The 19,115-nt window shown below is 38.4% G+C and carries 19 protein-coding genes; 5 read left to right on the forward strand and 14 right to left on the reverse strand.

The window, feature by feature from the left end:
* The 7 genes from pstC to K8L98_RS17730 form a co-directional block, all read right to left on the reverse strand.
* Entirely contained in the window at positions 1–942 is a 942-nt protein-coding gene (gene pstC / locus K8L98_RS17700) for a phosphate ABC transporter permease subunit PstC (protein ID WP_223436726.1), read from the reverse strand.
* Between the two features lie 72 nt (positions 943–1,014).
* The gene (locus K8L98_RS17705) at positions 1,015–1,989 is read right to left on the reverse strand and encodes a PstS family phosphate ABC transporter substrate-binding protein (RefSeq protein ID WP_223436727.1); all 975 of its coding nucleotides are present in this window, start codon (positions 1,987–1,989) and stop codon (positions 1,015–1,017) included.
* Between the two features lie 197 nt (positions 1,990–2,186).
* The gene (locus K8L98_RS17710; RefSeq protein WP_223436729.1) at positions 2,187–4,355 is read right to left on the reverse strand and encodes a peptidoglycan D,D-transpeptidase FtsI family protein; all 2,169 of its coding nucleotides are present in this window, start codon (positions 4,353–4,355) and stop codon (positions 2,187–2,189) included.
* A 131-nt stretch (positions 4,356–4,486) separates the two neighbouring features.
* Positions 4,487–5,773, reverse strand: coding sequence for an MFS transporter (locus tag K8L98_RS17715; protein ID WP_223436731.1), 1,287 nt, complete (start codon positions 5,771–5,773; stop codon positions 4,487–4,489).
* A gap of 127 nt (positions 5,774–5,900) precedes the next feature.
* Entirely contained in the window at positions 5,901–6,509 is a 609-nt protein-coding gene (gene sodA, locus K8L98_RS17720) for a superoxide dismutase SodA (RefSeq protein ID WP_223436732.1), read from the reverse strand.
* A gap of 137 nt (positions 6,510–6,646) precedes the next feature.
* Complete coding sequence (locus tag K8L98_RS17725) at positions 6,647–7,135, reverse strand: DUF456 domain-containing protein (protein ID WP_420828875.1); 489 nt, start codon at positions 7,133–7,135, stop codon at positions 6,647–6,649.
* 96 nt (positions 7,136–7,231) lie between these two features.
* Positions 7,232–8,842 carry a Na/Pi cotransporter family protein gene (locus tag K8L98_RS17730; protein ID WP_420828876.1) on the reverse strand — a complete coding sequence of 537 codons (1,611 nt, stop codon included), beginning with the start codon at positions 8,840–8,842 and terminating at the stop codon, positions 7,232–7,234.
* Positions 8,843–9,083: 241 nt separating this feature from the next.
* Here K8L98_RS17730 and K8L98_RS17735 point away from each other — a divergent pair, with 241 nt between their 5' ends.
* The gene (locus K8L98_RS17735; protein ID WP_223436736.1) at positions 9,084–9,854 is read left to right on the forward strand and encodes a DUF1189 domain-containing protein; all 771 of its coding nucleotides are present in this window, start codon (positions 9,084–9,086) and stop codon (positions 9,852–9,854) included.
* A 42-nt stretch (positions 9,855–9,896) separates the two neighbouring features.
* On the opposite strand, the gene K8L98_RS17740 is transcribed toward K8L98_RS17735, so the two are convergent.
* A complete protein-coding gene (locus tag K8L98_RS17740; protein WP_223436738.1) occupies positions 9,897–11,603 on the reverse strand; it encodes a methyl-accepting chemotaxis protein in 1,707 nt (568 codons plus the stop codon).
* 203 nt (positions 11,604–11,806) lie between these two features.
* Between K8L98_RS17740 and K8L98_RS17745 the strand changes: the two genes are divergently transcribed.
* Together K8L98_RS17745 and ispG are read left to right on the forward strand one after the other, a co-directional pair.
* A complete protein-coding gene (locus K8L98_RS17745; RefSeq protein WP_223436739.1) occupies positions 11,807–12,145 on the forward strand; it encodes a hypothetical protein in 339 nt (112 codons plus the stop codon).
* A gap of 98 nt (positions 12,146–12,243) precedes the next feature.
* Positions 12,244–13,389 (forward strand): flavodoxin-dependent (E)-4-hydroxy-3-methylbut-2-enyl-diphosphate synthase, encoded by a 1,146-nt coding sequence (ispG, locus tag K8L98_RS17750; protein ID WP_223436741.1) that lies wholly within the window; start codon positions 12,244–12,246, stop codon positions 13,387–13,389.
* A 42-nt stretch (positions 13,390–13,431) separates the two neighbouring features.
* Here the strand turns inward: ispG and K8L98_RS17755 are convergent, their stop codons facing one another.
* Complete coding sequence (locus tag K8L98_RS17755) at positions 13,432–13,824, reverse strand: DUF308 domain-containing protein (RefSeq protein ID WP_223436742.1); 393 nt, start codon at positions 13,822–13,824, stop codon at positions 13,432–13,434.
* A 149-nt stretch (positions 13,825–13,973) separates the two neighbouring features.
* On the opposite strand from K8L98_RS17755, the gene K8L98_RS17760 reads away from it, so the two are divergent.
* Positions 13,974–14,549, forward strand: coding sequence for a hypothetical protein (locus tag K8L98_RS17760; protein ID WP_223443554.1), 576 nt, complete (start codon positions 13,974–13,976; stop codon positions 14,547–14,549).
* A gap of 49 nt (positions 14,550–14,598) precedes the next feature.
* On the opposite strand, the gene zur is transcribed toward K8L98_RS17760, so the two are convergent.
* From zur to K8L98_RS17780, 4 genes are all read right to left on the reverse strand, one after another.
* Positions 14,599–15,021: a zinc uptake transcriptional repressor Zur gene (zur, locus tag K8L98_RS17765; RefSeq protein WP_223436744.1), complete on the reverse strand. Its 423-nt coding sequence runs from the start codon at positions 15,019–15,021 to the stop codon at positions 14,599–14,601.
* Position 15,022: 1 nt separating this feature from the next.
* Positions 15,023–15,859, reverse strand: a complete 837-nt coding sequence (locus K8L98_RS17770) for a metal ABC transporter permease (protein ID WP_223436746.1) — start codon at positions 15,857–15,859, stop codon at positions 15,023–15,025.
* A gap of 1 nt (position 15,860) precedes the next feature.
* Positions 15,861–16,634, reverse strand: a complete 774-nt coding sequence (locus tag K8L98_RS17775) for a metal ABC transporter ATP-binding protein (protein WP_223436748.1) — start codon at positions 16,632–16,634, stop codon at positions 15,861–15,863.
* Positions 16,635–16,774: 140 nt separating this feature from the next.
* Positions 16,775–17,656 carry a YitT family protein gene (locus K8L98_RS17780; RefSeq protein ID WP_223436750.1) on the reverse strand — a complete coding sequence of 294 codons (882 nt, stop codon included), beginning with the start codon at positions 17,654–17,656 and terminating at the stop codon, positions 16,775–16,777.
* A gap of 269 nt (positions 17,657–17,925) precedes the next feature.
* Here K8L98_RS17780 and K8L98_RS17785 point away from each other — a divergent pair, with 269 nt between their 5' ends.
* Positions 17,926–18,186 (forward strand): DUF2624 domain-containing protein, encoded by a 261-nt coding sequence (locus K8L98_RS17785; protein ID WP_420828796.1) that lies wholly within the window; start codon positions 17,926–17,928, stop codon positions 18,184–18,186.
* A 32-nt stretch (positions 18,187–18,218) separates the two neighbouring features.
* Here the strand turns inward: K8L98_RS17785 and K8L98_RS17790 are convergent, their stop codons facing one another.
* On the reverse strand, positions 18,219–19,115 hold the full coding sequence (locus K8L98_RS17790) for a deoxyribonuclease IV (protein ID WP_223436753.1): 897 nt from the start codon (positions 19,113–19,115) through the stop codon (positions 18,219–18,221).

The raw sequence follows: 19,115 nt of genomic DNA on the forward strand, positions 1-19,115 counted from the left end.
TTAATATTCCTCCCTAAAGCGGCGAGAAATGAACTGCGCCAGTAAATTCATCAGCAATGTAAAGAGGAACAGCGTCATTCCGACAGCGTATATACTATAGTAGATAGTTGTGCCATAACCTGCATCCCCTGAACTTACTTGAACAATATAAGCAGTCATCGTCTGAATGGATTCTGTCGGATCAAATGTCAGCTTAGGTGTAGCTCCGCCTGCAAGAGTAACAATCATTGTTTCACCGATTGCTCTTGAAATAGCTAATACAAATGATGCGACAACACCTGATACAGCAGCTGGAAGAACAACTTTTATCGCTACCTCAAATTTAGTAGAACCCAGTGCTAAGGCACCTTCCCGCATTGATTTAGGGACAGAAGTCATTGCATCTTCAGAAAGAGATGCAATCATTGGAATAATCATGATTCCTACAACAATACCCGGACTAAGCGCATTGAAAAAACCTAAGTCTGGCATCATTGACTGCAGCAATGGCGTCACAAATGTAAGAGCGAAGAAGCCATACACAATCGTCGGAATACCAGCTAATACTTCTAATATCGGTTTAATAATTCTTCTTACTCGATCTGAAGCATATTCACTCAAATATATAGCAGAAGCTAATCCTATCGGTAAAGCCACTACCATAGCTATTACAGCTACAAGAAGGGTTCCTGAAATTAAAGCAATAATTCCATATGACGGATCGCTTGCAAAGAATGGGTACCAATCTTTTTGTGTAATAAAGTCAATAATCGGAACCTGGCTAAAAAAGGTAAATGTTTCAACGATCAGTGTAAAAACGATTCCTACCGTAGTAAGGATGGATATAATGGCTGTCAGCAGTAAAAAAGCAGGAACCATTTTCTCTGTATATCTTATCCAAGATTTTTTCTCTTTTTTTTCTCTGATCAGTTCACTGACAGAGCGGCTAGTTTCAGTTGCCATATTGTGAAAACCCCTTTCCAAAACATGGGAAGATGAGAAGCAGTTATGCTTCTCATCTATTAGATTTTGAAATTATTTTAAACCTTCGATTGTTTTAAGCTGTTCTGTATACTTTTCATCTGGAAGGCTTACATAGCCAACTTCCTCAGCTAATGCGCCAGCGTTTTCCAAGTAGAATTTAACAAACCCGGCAACTTGTGGCTTTTCTTTCATAGATGCGTTATTTACATAGATGTAAAGCGGGCGTGAAAGCGGGTTGTACTCGCCAGACTCAACTGATTCGTTTGTTGGTTCAACAGCTTTGCCTTCTTCGTTCACGATAGGAACTACTTTCAATGTATCTTTATTTTCTAGGTAGTAAGCATAACCAAAGTAACCCATTGCATTTTTATTGCTTTGTACACCTTTAACTAAAACATTGTCATCTTCAGAAAGAGTAGCTGCTTTGGCAACAGGCTCTTCGTTAAGAATTACTTCATCGAAGTAATCATATGTCCCAGAATCTGTACCAGGTGAGAATAATGTAATTTTTTCTTTAGGCCATTCAGGGTTAATGTCAGACCACATTTTTTCTTTGCCGTCTTCAACCCAGATCTTTTTCAAGTCTTCTACAGTTAATTCTTTAATGAAATCATTTTCTTTATTAACTACTACTGATAAACCGTCAAATGCAACTTGTAATTCTGTATATTCAATTCCAGCGTCTTTCGCTGCTTTAGCTTCTTCATCTTTAATCGGACGTGATGCTTGAGAAATATCTGTTTCACCAGCTACGAATTTTTCAAAGCCGCCGCCAGTTCCTGATACGCCGATTGGAGCTTTAACATCTTTATTTTCCATAGCGAATTCTTCAGATACTGCTTCACCGATAGGAGCAACAGTTGATGAGCCGTCAATTCCAACTTCACCTTCTAATTGAGCTGCTTCTTCAGAAGATCCAGTTTCTGAACCGTTGCCTTCTGAACTTTCACCATTTCCACAAGCTGCTGCGAATGCAAGCAATGATGAAATCATAATTGTCATGGCTAAAAATTTGAAGCTTTTCATATTTCTTAATTCCCCCTAAAAAGTGGTGTTTTTGTCCTACAAGTAATAGAATAACGCTAAAGTGTTAACATGGTTTTAATCGAATGTTAAGGTTTTGTAAATGCATGAATAATTGTGTCGCCTTTTGTAGAATGATTTATACATAATAAAAAGCACTCTATTAAGAGTGCTTTTATTATTTTCCTTTGAATGGCTATCTATTCATTTTCTTCTTCTTCAATCACCCTTGCATTCTCCGGCTGTCCTACACCTTCCTGAATGCCTTCTTTGCTTTGTTCGCTTTTCAGCTCATAGTATTTATCCATAACCCTTCTTCCGATCAGATTATTAATAGGATGTGAATTTTTGGCTGAATCATAAGCCCATGGCACTACTACAGCAAATGCAACCTCCGGATTATTGTGGGGGGCATATCCTACAAGTGTTAAGTTGTAGGTAGGAGACAGAAATTTGTCTTTATTGGGCCCATCATAAAAAGCCTGTGCCGTCCCTGTTTTTCCTGCAGGAAAATAATCTGCCCCTGAAAAATAACTGTAGGCTGTGCCATTTTTCTCCTGCGTTACACGCCTGAACCCTTCCTGTACCCTCTCAATGTACTCACTCTTCATATCAAGCCGGTTTAAAATTTCAGGGTTTATTGATTGAATGACAGAACCAAGATTATCTTTAGGCGACGGCTCCCTGATCTCTTTTACAAGCTGAGGTTTCATGCGGTATCCGCCATTTGCTATTGTTGAAACGTATTGTGCCATTTGCAGCGGCGTATACGTATCATATTGTCCAATGGACAAATCAAGCAATAATCCAGGCGTCAGGTCCTGGCCTTTAAAGCCGGTTGCTTCATTAGGAAGGTCTATACCCGTTTTTACCCCTAATCCGAACTGACTATAATAATTACGGAGCACCGAGAAAGCAGACGTATCAAGGGGCAATGATTTGTTTCTTCTGTATTCCCCGTTTGCCATTGCTATCGCAGTTTTAAACATATACACATTGGATGATCGCTGCAGAGCTTCAAGATCATCAATATTCCCCATAGTGCGATACGATTTTTTGGGAGGAGATCCTTTAATATATAAAGGTTCATCAAGCTGGACAGTTCCGGGTTTAATGGCACCGGACTCAAAGCCGGAAAGTACTGTAGCTCCTTTAACTGCAGATCCCATTGTATATGAGCTGGTCATTGCTCCTAATGCATAATCTTCAAGAACCGTTTTTCCGTTTTCATCTTTTTTAATTTGCTTTCCAGCCATTGACAGCATTTCGCCATTCCTGGGATCCATCATTACGACAAATGCGCGGTCAAGTAAAGCTGTACCTGATTTTTTCTTAGCAGCAAGCAGTTCTTCCTCAATAATCTTCTCAACCTCCTGCTGAAGCTGTACATCGATTGTCATGATCAGGTCCTTGCCGCTTTTTCCTTCAGATATAATCTCTGTTTCAAGAATATTGCCGGACTTATCAGTAATATTACGGGCTTTTGCTTTTTGTCCTTGAAGAATATCTTCATATTGATATTCTAAGTAGCTTTTCCCCACCCGGTCATTTCTGCTGTAATCACGGGATGTAAAATAATCCAAACGATCCTCTGGAATGCCTTCTTCTGAAGAGGAGATGCTCCCAATCAGCGTTCTTAAAGTTTTGTCAAAAACGTATTGGCGTTCCCAGTCCGTTGTAATATCCACTCCTGGTAAATCTTCCAGATGCTCGCTTATATAGGCAAATTCCTGTTCTGAAATATTGTCTTTTTTAATAATTTGCGGCGCTAATGCATACCCGCTGTCCATTTCTCTTTTTATCGAAAGTATTTTTAATTCATCGATCGATATCTCCTGTAAATCTTTTTCTGTTATCCGCTCGAGCTGAAGATCGTAGAGGTCATCATCGCTCATGGCTCCATCAAGCACTTTTTGTCTATCCGCTTTTGTAATTTTCTTTTCTGCTTCTTTTGGACGTGTTAAAATCCAATAATCTTTTTTATCTCTGAGAGTGATTTTTTCTAACTCTTGTTTTAGTAGCTCCTGATCTTCTTTAGAGTCCGTTCTGTCCTGGTCAAAAATCTTTGCAAGTCTTGCTGCAACTTCTAAACGTTCTTCTTGTGAAGTAGTATTTGACCTGGTGTATGTAATGGCATTAATAGGTTTATTATCGACAATTGTATTGTAGTTTCGGTCAAAGATTTTCCCTCTCGGAACTGAAGTGCTGATATTCACTTCCTCATTCCGTTCAACTTCCTTGCGGTAATCCTCTCCGTATACAATTTGAACAATTCCAAGCCTTAATATCATTCCTGAAAAAACTAAAAAAACTAGGAAAAACAAAATGTTAAGGCGAAGCGGAACTGTTCTTTTCTTTTTCTTTGACATATAGCACCGCCTTATTTTCATTAAAAAACACAATAGACACCATTTTAAGGTGTCTATTGTTATAGTTTATGAAAAAAACCGACGAATTTCTATCAAATTCGACACTTGTAACATGATTGTCATATGTGATGCTAACTGCTTTCTCCATCTACAAGATTCGGTTCGGGCATATTTTTTTGACCGTTATCATTTATGGGCTCATTAGATTCCAATAAAGTCACTTTTCGGATAAAGAAATAAATAAAGCTGTGTCCAGAGCCAATAACCGCAAGCAGAATGGGAATACTCTGCTTTTCATCAAAGAGAGTGACGGCAAGAATGAATAAAAGAATGGATGAGATTCTGCCCAAGTTTAAAAATATTTCTCTTACGACGATATATTCAATTCTCGCTTCAGCTGCATTCCACGACCGTCCAATCACATCGTAAGTCAGGGAGATATAAGGAACCAGCAGCATGGGATATGCAATCGCAATTGAAATAGCATACATAATCAGCTTTGGATATGTAAGGTCAAACAAAAGCAAAAAGATGGAAGCGTATAATAATATTCCCCCGATTAAAATAGATTTTTTTCTCATTTTCTTTGTAATCAGCCGTGTTGCCAAATAGTAAAAAACAAAGGCTACAGCAGAGTTAATCAGGCCATATTTACCAAGAGCAAACTCGCTTCCGGTAGTAATAAATACAAGGACGCCAATGACGAAAATGAATGTTCCTTCCCTAATACCCTGAAAAAAGTGGGCGTTTGTAATCATTCTCCAATTGACATTCCGTTTTCTTTCCTTCAATACTTCAAGCAGCAAATACCTGCCGTGTGCATGTCTTCTCTTTAAAAAAAGGCTTAATATAACGGCACAAAAAAATAATCCGAGTGAAATAGAAAAGATTGACTTATACCCAATATCACCTGCAAATCTTGAGATCACAAAACCTGCGACAATAGGACCGATCATTCCAGCAGAGGATGACATGATTCCTAAAAATCCGTTAAAAAAATCTCTTGTCTCAGGTTCTGTAATTTCAAATGTAAGCACATTAAAAGACAGCCAGTAAAACCCCGATCCAATCCCAAGCAGCCCTCCAAGCAAGATGATATTATCCGCTGCATCATTCCCTATTAAAAGGACCGATAAATAAAATACAGCTAAAAAAGCAACACCAAGCCTGAAAACTATTACACGATCAATTTTTTTTGCCCATCTTCCTGCAATAACAAACGTGACTGGCTGCATAATTGCAATGGACAAATTATAAATACCCAAATCCAGAAAACTGCCTGACTGTTTCCAAAGATATACATTGACAAAAGCGTTAGAAAGGGCGATTCCCAAAGAATATAATCCTCCAATAATCAGCAAAAGGATTAGTTCCTTATTGACTTCTACATCTCCAAATAATTTTTGCAACTTTGACATACTTTAAAACTCCCCTTTATTAGCTAACCATTAGTCTGTCTTTATGAGGTGGAGTTATGTATCCTAAATTTAACAGAAAAAAGCAGGAGATCTTAATAGATCCCCTGCTTTCATTTGCGAAAAAAAATTACTTTGCTTCTTCGTAGCGTCTTGTTACTTCTTCCCAATTGACTACATTCCAGAATGAAGAAATGTAATCAGGTCGGCGGTTTTGGTAATTCAGGTAGTATGCATGCTCCCAAACGTCAAGTCCAAGAATAGGCGTTTTGCCTTCCATTAAAGGAGAATCCTGATTAGGAGTGCTTGTTACTTCTAATTCGCCGTTATTGACAACCAGCCAAGCCCAGCCAGATCCAAAGCGAGTTGCTCCTGCTTTTGCAAATTCTTCTTTGAATGTTTCAAAGCTTCCAAATTTGCTGTTGATTTTATCGGCAAGCTCACCAGACGGAGCTCCTCCTCCATTTGGGGAAAGAATTGTCCAGAAAAGGCTGTGGTTTGCATGTCCGCCGCCATTGTTGCGGACTGCCGTACGTGCTGCTTCAGGAACTGCATCCAAGTTTGATACCAGTTCTTCAACGCTTTTGCTGAGAAGATCATCCTGGCCTTCTAATGCTGCGTTTACGTTTGTGATATACGTGTTATGATGTTTCGTGTGATGAATGTTCATTGTTTCCTTATCAATATGAGGTTCTAATGCATCGTAAGCATAAGGCAATTGCGGTAGTTCGTAAGCCATTTAAATCTCCTCCTTAAATTGTATGTAAATGATGAAGCTTATTTTTTCATAAGCCTTTCACTTTAAGATTACCAAAATTGTCCGATTGTTTCAATTTAAAAGCATTAAATATGTTTTGTTTGCGTTTTATATCTTCTTTATAGAACCACGAATAAAAAATAACCAATCATAATCAGCTGAATGATTGTTTTTGCAAACACACCGGATATAAATCCGATCAGTGATCCAAGACCTATTTTAACTGATTCTTTCATATCCTTTTTATGAACAAGAAGCTCTGCAATAACTGCACCAATGAATGGTCCAATAATAATTCCTGCAACCGGAATAAGAAACGGACCTATCAATAAGCCTATTGTACTTCCCCAGATAGCAGCCTTGCTGCCGCCGACTCGTTTGATCCCCATTAAGTTTGACACATAGTCCGCCGCAAATAAAACCGCAACAAACACGCCTTCAATCAACCAGAATTGGTATCCGTATTCCTGAAAGCCAAAAAATGCACCATAGAGAAGAAATCCTCCAACTATAAAAATGACGCTGGGTATAATTGGATAGATCAATCCGGCAAATGCAATGATAAACATTAAAATAATCAGTGCCCAGTAAATAATCTCCACTGCCATCCACCACCATTCCATGATCTCTTATAAAACTGATGTAAAAAAAGCAAGAGCAAAAGCCCTTGCTTTCATTATAACTGAATCATTCTTTTTTAAACATTATTTACGATAGCCTAAAACTGCCTCTGCAATGTTTACAGAATGATCACCGATTCTTTCAAGATTGCTGATAATATCTACAAACACAATGCCTGCTTGACCAGTACAGCTTCCTTCATTAATGCGGAGTATGTGTTTTTTGCGGAGCATGCGCTCCATTTTATCAATTTGTTCTTCAGACTTCATAACCTTTGCTGCTAAAGATGTGTCTTTGTCATCTAATGCCGATATGGCATCTTTTATTGTTTGAATGGTTAATGCAAACATTTCCTCCAGATCTGCATATGCAGAATCTGTCAGTTTCACTTTATTTGTTAATTGATAATCAACAAGCTCAACGATATTTTCGAAATGATCACCCACGCGCTCAATATCTCTTACAGCATCCATTAATGCAGAGTGTTCTTCAGATTCATATGCTGACATTTCTGCTCTTGAAATGAGTACAAGATAATCTGTAATTTTGCGGTCAAGATTATTGATTGCATCCTCGATTTGATAAGCAGTATCTGAATGTTTTTGCTGTTGGGTTTTTAGATATTGATTTGCTTCTTCAAGTCCTAAAGCTGCGAACTGACCCATTCGCAGAATTTCCTCTTTAGCCTGTCCGAGTGCTATTGATGAAGATTGTTCAATAAAAAGAGGATCTAGATGCTTTGCTTTGTATTCCATCATTGGATCTTCTCCGGGAATCAGCTTTGTAACTATGTATACAAGCCCACCGATAAACGGCAGCTGGATTATAGTATTTGTAATATTGAAAGTTCCATGGGCAAATGCAATGGTCATTTCTGGATTCAATCCTAAATTCATTTTCAGCATTCCTATAAAAGTTGTAAAAGAAGGCAAGATCACTAAAAAGATTGCCGTACCTATTATGTTGAAAAGTACATGTGTTAACGCAGCCCGTCTTGCAGCTACTGTAGCACCAATTGAAGCAAGAACTGCAGTTATAGTTGTACCGATATTATCTCCAAACAGCACAGGCAGCGCAGCGTTAATATCAATCAGCCCCAAGCTATACAATTCCTGCAGAATTCCAATGGTTGCACTGGAACTTTGGACGATTACTGATAATACAGTTCCGATTACTACACCAAGAAGCGGATTATCGCTCATGCTTACTGTCAATTCTTGAAATGCTTCTAAATAACGCAAAGGCTTCATGCCGTCTCCCATAAGTTCCAATCCAAAGAAAAGAGCTCCAAAACCAAATATAATTTGACCAATATTGTGAATTTTTTTATTTTTAAAAAAGAAAAGTAATACAGCCCCTGTAAATAGGACAGGAAGCGCGTACTCAGAAATTTTAATACCGATAATAAATGCCGTGACTGTAGTACCAATGTTTGCTCCCATTATCACACCGATTGCCTGTCTTAAACTCATAAAGCCTGCACTGACGAGACCTATTGTAATAACAGTCGTTCCGCTGCTTGACTGAATGAGGATGGTAACAAATATACCTGCAAGAACACCCATAATTGGATTTGTTGTAAATTTATCTAGAACATCCCGAAGTTGGTCACCTGCTGATTTTTGCAGGCCGTCTCCCATGAATTTAATACCAAATAAGAAAATTCCCAGACCGCCAACAAATTCAAATATCATTTTCTGTATATCTAAATCCAACCTATTTCAACCCCCAGCATCTTTAATCGACAACATAATCCATTTCTAGAACCTCCCCAATTATTATCGAATTGTGGATTACATGTAAAGGTTTTTAGCCATATTTTCTTAAATATTTACAATTTCTTAATATTAATTTAGACACTGTACCTTTAGCCTTGTTTCTTTCTGCTGGGATGTATAAAATGAAAGCTGGATTATAATGAAGGAAGTGTAATAAATGAACATTTTTAAACAGTTTGCTAAAAGTTTATACTCTCCAAAGTCGATTTCCATGTTTAGATTTCAAGGAATAGGCAAAACCATTCTTTATGTGTTTTTACTAACCCTTCTTGCGACTCTCCCCATGGCGGTCTACATGTCTACCGGCATTTCAGGGCTGTTGAAAGGATTGGATTCTACCCTGCAGGAAGACCTTCCTGACTTTAAAATAGAGGAAGGCACCCTAATTGCAGAAACAGCAGAACCGCTTGAATTTAAAAAAGATGATTTATTTATTGTTTTCGATCCAACTGGGGCCTTTACAGCAAGCGAGATTGAAAATAAGCAAAACGGAATTGGCCTTCTAAAAAATGAATTTGTTTATGCAGTTGCGGGCCAAGCTCAAAGCTATGATTATTCCATGCTGAATACTATGACTTTAACAAAAGAAGACTTATCCCAGTACTCCTCTCAATTTGAAAATGTACTTCCAATTGTTTTGAGTGTTGTCATTGTCATGCTGTTCCTATTTACAGCAGCTTCTAAATTTATTGAAATTACTTTTTTAGCTATAGTCAGCATTCTTTTTAAAAATAGTTTGAAGCGAAACGTTAATTTTAAACAACTTTGGGTCATGTCGGCATATGCTGTTACTCTTGCCACTGTTTTCTTTTTTATCATGGAGTTTCTTCAAGTTTCCGTGCCGAGCGGAATTTTCGTTAACTGGTTTGTTAACCTGATCATGCTGTATCTTGCTTTAAAAGAAATTCCTGCAGCCAGAAAAAAATGAAACACTTAAAAAGCGAACCCCTTTATCAAAGGGGTTCGCTTTTTAACTCACTTTGTATTCTTTTGTGGTACTTGAAAGATTTCTGGATAAATCCGTTAATTTTTGCCCTATTTGATGAGTCCTGTTCATCTGAGCAATTTGCTCTTCTGAAGCTGCGAGCATCTGTTCAGCACTCGCAAGGGTTTCCTGAGAAACAGATGCAAAGCTTTCTGCCGATTTTTCCATTAAAGGAAGAGAACCGTTTAGATGCTGAATATGCTTTTTCATGCCGGACAGCCTGCTGTTCACGATATCAATCTCCATCATTAATTCATCAAATGATATTCTGGATTGGGCGGCCACATCAAGATGGGAATGAATGTTAGAGAGCATATGTTCAAATTCCTTTGATGCTTTTGAAGATATATTCTCCATTGATAAGATCGATTTAGTAATGTCTTCTGTCGCCTTTGATGACTGTTCAGCAAGTTTTTTAACTTCACCTGCGACCACGGCGAATCCATTTCCAGCTTCGCCAGCCCGAGCTGCTTCAATCGTTGCATTTAAAGCAAGAAGCTTAGTCTGTTCAGCAATGGTTTGAATAATAATTACTACATTTGCAATAGATAAAGAGTGCTCCTTTACCCCCCTGATTGTATTTGTCATCTTTTCAAATTCCTGTTCGAATGAATTCATTGTCTGAATCATATGAGATATATTTTTTTCACCGCGATATGCTGACTGGTTCATGTCAGCGGCGCTGCTGAATAAAAATTCCATACCCTGAAAAACAACCTTTAGCTCGTCTCTCATTTGGCCAAATGCATGAATGCTGTGATCTGAGCTTGATGCTGTCTGCACAGCTCCAGCTCTTACTATCTTTATCGCCTCAACAAGCTGACTATTATGTACGATCACATCATCAGTGGCTTCTCTGAGCTGCTCCCCCGTTACTGACAAATCCCCTGTAGTATTATTTATGTTTCCTACCATCTTCTGCATTTGCGTCATCATTTGGTTAAAGCTTTTCATAAGTGAATTTATTTCAGGAATCGATGTTTCTACATGGATATGTTTTGTTAAATCTCCCTCTCTTACTTCCCTGATCGTTTTTCTTAACATTGCTAAGGGTTTAGTCAAACTGCGAATCGCGAAAATAAGCACGGCAGTTGTAATAACTGCACTTAAAAGAACTGTCCAAGCAGTAAAAGCGGCAAGTTCTCTTGTTGTTTTCATATATGTTTGTGTAGGAACCGCTATTAAAAACTGTCCTTTTAATTCTTGAACTTGTTTAAATGACAATGTATAGTCTATTCCGTTTATCACTTTGTGAAAAATCCCATTATCTTTTTCCATAATGTCGCTGATCAGCTGATCAGAAAAAGCAACTTTTGAATTTTCACTAACTGAAAATGGGGCTGCCTCATTTTCTTTAACTAAAAAAAAGTCAGCACTCAGTCCATCCTGAATGAGCTCTGAAGATTGATTCGTAAGCACAACTTTGTTAAATCTCTCTAAAAATTCTTCATCTTCCCCAAGATAGGCAAACATTAAATTACCTGCAATTTCACCAGTTGTCTTTACCTCCCGGTGCAGGCGGTCTTCAATAATATTCATAGTCGCAGCTTCTGATTTTACGTAAGATGTGTAGCCCACTGCCACAACAGAGGCAATCAATAAGGACAGGACAAGTATCAGCAGTCTCGTCTGCAGACTGATTTTAGAAAAAAGAGGTTCAGTAACTTTTAATTTTATAAATGATAATTTCAATTTGTTTCATCCTTCCCATAGATCTATGAAAATTATCCCAAATAAGTATTAAGCAAATGTAAAGCTGCCATTAATTTAATGAAAAAATACCTATATTATAGAAGGAACTGGGGACTTTTTACCTCTTTCCACTAAAAAAAGGACATATTTGAATGGGACAAGCATAAAAATAACTATCGTGAATTTACTGGGAGATGATTTTGTTGAAGCGTCTTATGATCTTCATTTTATTTATATTTCTGATCTATATCGTCTACTATGATATGAACAGCGGTACGATTGCCATAAACTCTCCTCTTGCGGCAATAGAAGCTCCTGCTGCAGAAACAAAATCCTCAGGTTCCAAGCCATACACCGAAAAAAAGATCAGTCAGGGAGAAACCGTTCTTACAATTGTCGAACAGCTTCATAAGCAATTTCCAGTCCCCATTGATCAAATCAGGAAAGATTTTGAAAAGCTTAATCCAAGTGTAAAAGCTGACACGATTCAAGTAGGAAAAACATATAAATTTCCACTTTATGAAAAAGAAGTTGCTTCATAATTCTTGTCAATATTAAGCATCCACTGTTACAATATGTGAGGGAAAGCACAATTTCTCGCATTGATCGATAAAAATGGTTAACATGATAATATAGAACCATGATTATTAATTTAAGGAGCGATTTACACGTGAGTGAAATCATACATCGTACCAAAACCCGTCCTGTTAAAGTTGGGAATTTAACAATTGGCGGAAACAATGAATTAGTCATCCAAAGTATGACAACAACGAAAACACACGATGTGGAAGCTACGGTCGCTGAAATCCTGCGATTAGAAGAAGCAGGCTGTCAAATTGTTCGTGTCGCCTGTCCGGATGAACGTGCAGCTGATGCTATAGCAGAAATAAAGAAACGCATTAACATTCCACTTGTTGTAGATATTCATTTTGATTATAAGCTTGCGCTTAAAGCAATTGAGGGCGGAGCAGATAAAATCAGAATCAACCCAGGCAACATCGGCAGACGCGAAAAAGTAGAAGCCGTTGTAAAAGCTGCAAAAGAAAAAGGTATTCCAATCCGCATTGGGGTTAATGCCGGTTCATTAGAAAAGCGTATTATTGAGAAATACGGTTATCCGACAGCAGACGGCATGGTTGAAAGTGCCCTTCATCATATTAAAATTCTTGAAGATTTGGATTTTCACGATATTATCGTATCGATGAAAGCATCTGATGTGAACCTTGCGATTGAAGCATATGAAAAAGCTGCAAAAGCTTTCGATTATCCGCTTCACTTAGGCATTACAGAGTCGGGCACCCTTTTTTCAGGCACTGTAAAGAGTGCTGCAGGCCTTGGCGCCATCCTAAGCAAAGGCATCGGAAATACTCTGCGCATCTCGCTTAGCGCTGATCCTGTAGAAGAGGTAAAAGTTGCAAGAGAGTTATTAAAATCCTTTGGACTGTCCTCGAACGCAGCAACACTTATTTCATGTCCTACCTGCGGACGGATTGAAATTGATTTAATCAGCATTGCAAATGAAGTTGAAGAGTATATTTCAACGATTAAGGCCCCAATCAAAGTTGCGGTTTTAGGCTGTGCGGTTAATGGACCTGGAGAAGCACGGGAAGCCGACATTGGAATTGCGGGTGCAAGGAAAGAAGGGCTACTTTTTATGAAAGGGCAAATTGTCCGAAAAGTGCCTGAAGAAACAATGGTTGAAGAATTGAAAAAAGAAATTGATAAAATCGCGGCAGAATATTATGCAAAACAGGAAGCTGAAAAAGCAGCTGCAGAAATTCAATAAAACAAGCTTGGCATTTTATGCCAAGCTTGTTTTATTATTTCCTTAAAAGAAGGGCAGAATAAATATTCCAAGAATTAATGCGACGATACCAATACCAATCGCCCATCCGCCTAACCCTTCTGCTCCTCTGCGGCGTGCAATAAATCCTACAATAATCCCTGCTGCTCCTAAAATAACAGGGAAAATAAATAATGAAATGACTGAGAGGACGATGGCCAAATAGCCCATTCTTCGTCCGTCATCAACTGTCCCGTCCTTTTCATCGCGACGATCATGGTCTGCATCTCTTCTCAATGTTGCAGGTGCTGCAATTTCAGCCGCTGTTTCTTCTTTGTAATCATCGCGCATATCTGGTCTGTTGTAGCCAACTTCATCTTCACGGAGGTCATATTCTTTAATATTTCCGTGATAATCATAATTTTTCTCATCTGCCATGCGTGATCCCTCCATTCATATAGTAAAGGAACATTTATAGTATGAGCCGCACATCCCTTGAGTATAACTGTCAAAGATTACTGTGATTGTAAGCACGGATTATGATACACTAACTAGTATAGTTCAGACAGCAAGGGAGAGAGTACATGATGCTGCAATTAGGGATTGATATCGATGGAACCGTCACTTCGCCTGAAACATTCGTTCCATATTTAAACAAATCATTCGGCATAAACATTACGCTTGATGATATGAAGGAATATGATTTAACTAAATTACTTAACATTTCTGAAGAGGACTTTTGGAAATGGATGGATGAGCAAGAACCGCTGATTTATCAAGAAGCACCTATGGCGCCAGATGCAAAATTAGTGCTGGATGAATGGAAGAAAACCCATAAACTTTTATTTATAAGTGCACGGAGAAGCCATTTGCAGGATGTGACATTTGACTGGTTTAAGCGCAATGAATTATTTTATCATCAGATTGAATTGATTGGCACTCATGATAAACTTGGCGCTGTCAGAAAAAACAATATTGATGTTTTTTTTGAGGACAAGCATGATAATGCCTGCATGATCAGCGAGGAATTTAACATACCCGTTATTTTATTTAATACCCCATATAATCAGGATCCTATCCCAAAAGGAGTTATCCGTGTGAAAAATTGGCTTGAAGCAAGGGATTGGGTCAATGCCTACCAGAAACGTACAGTACTCCGGTAATAGAATAAAAAAGCTTGCGAAACACGTTCGCAAGCTTTTTTTATACAGCTTAAACAATCTGTACATGGCACTCAGGACAAGTGCCATAAATCTCAAATTTATGTCCGCTGATTTCATATCCGCTTAAATTTTCTTTTAATTTTTCCATTGGGCACGAGGCAATTTCTTTCGTCTTGCCGCAATTCAGGCAAATAAAGTGATGATGATGATGTTTCGTCGAACATGTAAATCGAAAATGCTTTTCCCCTGACAGCTCTGTTGTTTCGAGAATACCCATTTCAGCAAACAAAGAAAGATTGCGGTAAATGGTATCAAAGCTTAATCCCGGATAGTCAGCCTTCATTTTGTCCAAAACATCTCTTGCTGTTAAATATTTATTTGATTGAGCAAATAATTCGAGCATTTCCTCACGTTTACTTGTGTACTTATATCCTTTTTCCTTCATAAGGAGAAGAGCTTCTTGAACATTCATCTTACTGACCCCTTTTTATTTTGGTCCATAGTATCGACAGTATCAGGATGACGACTGAAAGCATAACGATCGTGCCTCCTGGTGCTAGATCTAATTGATAGGCCAGCACTAATCCAATAATAACAGAGATTTCTCCAAAGAGTACAGAAAAGAATATTGCCTGCTTAAACCCTTTGGCAATCCGGATACTTGCTGCAACCGGCAGCGTCATCAGAGAAGATACTAATAAAATGCCGACGATTCTCATGGAAGCAGCTATCACAAGTGCAACCGTTAAAATGAAAATAAAGTGAATCCACTTAGAATGAATGCCTGATGCCGCTGCATGTTCTTCATCAAAGGACAGCAAAAAAAGTTCCTTAAATAAGGCAAAAATAACTATCAGGACAAAAACTGAAATGGCAGCAATCACCCATAGATCTGTTCTCGTTACCGCACTGACACTTCCAAAAAGATAATTAAATAAATCCGTATTAAATCCATCAGCAAGAGAAATAAAAATAACGCTCAGCCCTACTCCTGCCGAAAGAATTATCGGTATTGCGAGCTCCTGAAAATGCTTATAGACAGCTCTCAGCTTTTCTATAAATAACGACCCTGCCACAGAAAATCCCATTCCTAAATAAATCGGATTCAGCCCCGACATGCCAAGTACTTTTTTCTCAAGCAGCAAGCTTGCTGCGATTCCTGCCAAAGTCACATGACTCAGGGCATCAGCTATTAAAGAAAGTCTTCTAACGACTACAAAAACTCCAAGAAGCGGAGCAATCAGGCCGATGAGAATTCCTGCCATGAATGCATTTTGTAAAAATTCATAATTAAGAATACTATTTATCATTTTACCTTCCCCCATGACCATGGTGATCGTGAGTTAATACATGAACAGAATGACCATAAAAGTCAGACATATCAGAGTTTTGCAGGCTTTCAAATTCCTGTGTATTTCCGTGGAAATGCAAATGTTTATTTAAACAGGCTACGTGTGTTACTTTATCTGTAATTGTCCCTACATCATGTGTGACAAGAATTAAAGTAATCCCCATTTCAGTGTTTAAATTTTTCAGCATTTCGTAGAAGCTCTGAACTGTTTGAGCATCAACTCCTACTGTCGGCTCATCAAGTATAAGCAATTTCGGATCACTTACAAGCGCCCTTGCAATAAATGTCCGCTGCTGCTGACCTCCTGATAGTTCACCGATATTTCGTTTTGCCAGCTGATCTAAGCCAACAGCCTTAATAGCAGCTTTTACTTTTTGATGATGCGCCGGTTTCAGCATTTTAAATAAACCCAATTTAGATGTCAGACCGCTTGCAACTACTTCGTACACAGATGCCGGAAAGCCTGTATTAAAGCTATTAGCTTTTTGTGAAACAAAGCCGATTTTATACCACTCTTTAAATTTGCGGATGTCTTCACCGAAAAGCAAAATTTCTCCCTCATCAGGTTTTAATAGACCGAGAAGACATTTCAGCAGTGTTGTCTTCCCTGATCCGTTTGGTCCGACTAATCCCAGAAAGTCGCCCTCTCTTACTTTAAAATGTATATCTTCAAGCACTTTAGTACGGTCATATGTGAATGATAAATGACGGATATCAATAATAGGCTGATTCATTCGTTTCACCTTCTAGTTTAAGAATCGTTCCGATTTAAATTCGTAAAAAAAGATCAGAAACCAATGTCTGATCTTTAACATAGAGATTATACAAGATTGTATAGAAAAGAGCAAGAAACATGTTTAAAGTCTAAAAAAGTTTAATGAATTGCTGACTTGAAATTTGTCCCTTTTGTTTCTTGTGTATTCATTATTGTAATAAATGCATTTGTATCGATTTCATGAACAATTGATTTTAGTTTTGTCACTTCGAGTCTTGTTACAACTACATAGATGACTTCCTTTTCGTCATCTGTATAGCCGCCTTTGCCTTTTAATTTTGTAGTTCCGCGACCAAGTCTTTGAAGGATAGCATCAGATACATCTTCGTAATAATCAGAAACAATGATCACTGCCTTTGTTTCGTCTAATCCCTGAATGACAGTATCAATCGTTTTAAAAGCAATATAGTAGGCCATCACCGAATACATAGCTTGCTCTGCTCCAAATACAAATGCTGCCCAGGCAAAGATGAAAATATTAATAAACATGACAAATTCCCCTACTGAAAACGGCAGTTTTTTTGTAAGCAATATGCCTAAAATTTCTGTTCCGTCCATTGATCCGCCGTTTCGTATGACCAGCCCTACACCCACACCAAGGATCAGCCCTCCAAAAACAGTAGCTAAAATCGGCTCTGCCGTGAACGCTTCAACATGGTGCAGCATGCTTTCTATGATTGCCAGAAAGACTATACCAAAAATCGATGATAACATAAATGTTTTTCCTATCTGTTTATAACCATAATACATAAACGGCAAATTTAAAATGACGACCAGTGTTCCAAAATTGATGAACGAAAGACTGTCAGGTGTGATGTGGTCGACAATCAGCGATATGCCGATTATCCCTCCATCAATAATCTGATTCGGAATAAGGAAGAGTTCAATTGAAACAGCTGAAAGCGCTGCACCGATAATAATCAAAATCAGTCTTGTTAATAATCGTCCTGTACTTTCTTTTTTATGCTGCTTTTTTGTCATTTGAATGATTCCCCTCTCATAAAGAAAAGCGCAGGCGCCTTGTTCAGCTCCGAATAGCTGAACCGTTCTGACCGAGGAGTTTAGGCGCAGGAGCTGAACATCAATGCGCGAAATTTTATACTATTTTATCATTTAAGATGATAAGGATCATACAGAAGTGTCTTGTGCTTCCCCTTGCCATTAAAGCTAAAAAATTTTATCCTATTCAATTACTAAAAAAATAGGCACTTTTCCTAAATCTTCACCATACATTGAATGGTGAAGGAGGTATGTACGTGATTTTATTTCAAAAGATCGTTAACCAGAAACTCAATTCATTGGATACAGATGGATTGCTTCAGCTTGCCAAACAGAACAGCCTTTCAATCAAAAGAGCACAGGCTCAGGAAATCGTGAAAATCATCCGCGGCAAAAACATTAATATCTTTAATGATGCAGAGCGCATCAGCCTATTAAAAAAGGTGGCTGCGATTACTTCGCCTGCCACTGCACAGCAAGTGAACCAATTGTTTCAGCAGTTTATAGGCTAAAAAGCTGTCGATTACTCCGACAGCTTTCTTTTTTATGCCTGATTTCGGATTCGTTCCAGCAGATCAGAATTGAATTCTTTCCCCCGCAGCATTTCAATTTCAAAACGGTATGGCGGTTTTTTATCTTTCTTTTCTTCACCTACATAAGGAGTTTCAAGAATTTTAGGCACATCTGCAAGCTGCGGATGATGAACGATTTCATTCAATGCCTTAAATCCGATATGGCCAAATCCGATATTCTCATGACGGTCCTTCCGGGCTCCAGAAATATTTTTGCTGTCATTAATATGAAGCACCTTCAATCGATCCAGGCCGATAATGGAATCAAATTGCTGCAGGACTCCATCAAAATCATTGATGATATCATATCCTGCATCATGTGTATGGCACGTATCAAAGCATACTGAAAGATGCTCATTATGAGTGACACCCTCAATGATCTGTGCGAGTTCTTCAAATGAACGGCCGCACTCAGAGCCTTTTCCGGCCATTGTCTCAAGAGCGATTTGAACATTTTCTTCTCTATCAAGAACTTCATTGAGACCTTCGATGATTTTTTTTATGCCTGCTTCTGATCCAGCTCCAACATGAGCACCTGGATGAAGCACAATTTGTTTTGCTCCAAGTGCGTGAGACCGGTCAATTTCAGATCGCAAAAATTGCACGCCTAGTTCAAATGTTGCCGGATTTGTTGTATTGCCGATATTGATGATATAAGGTGCATGAACAACTATATCAATTATCCCATTTTCCCTCATATGAGCCTGTCCGGCTTCAATATTCAGTTCCTCAATCTTTTTACGTCTAGTATTCTGAGGTGCTCCTGTATAGATCATGAACGTATTCGCACCGTAAGATACTGCTTCCTCACTTGCAGCAAGCAGCATTTTCTTTCCGCTCATTGATACATGTGATCCTATTTTCAGCAT

Source organism: Metabacillus dongyingensis, from assembly GCF_019933155.2.
Taxonomy (GTDB): Bacteria; Bacillota; Bacilli; order Bacillales; family Bacillaceae; genus Bacillus_P; species Bacillus_P dongyingensis.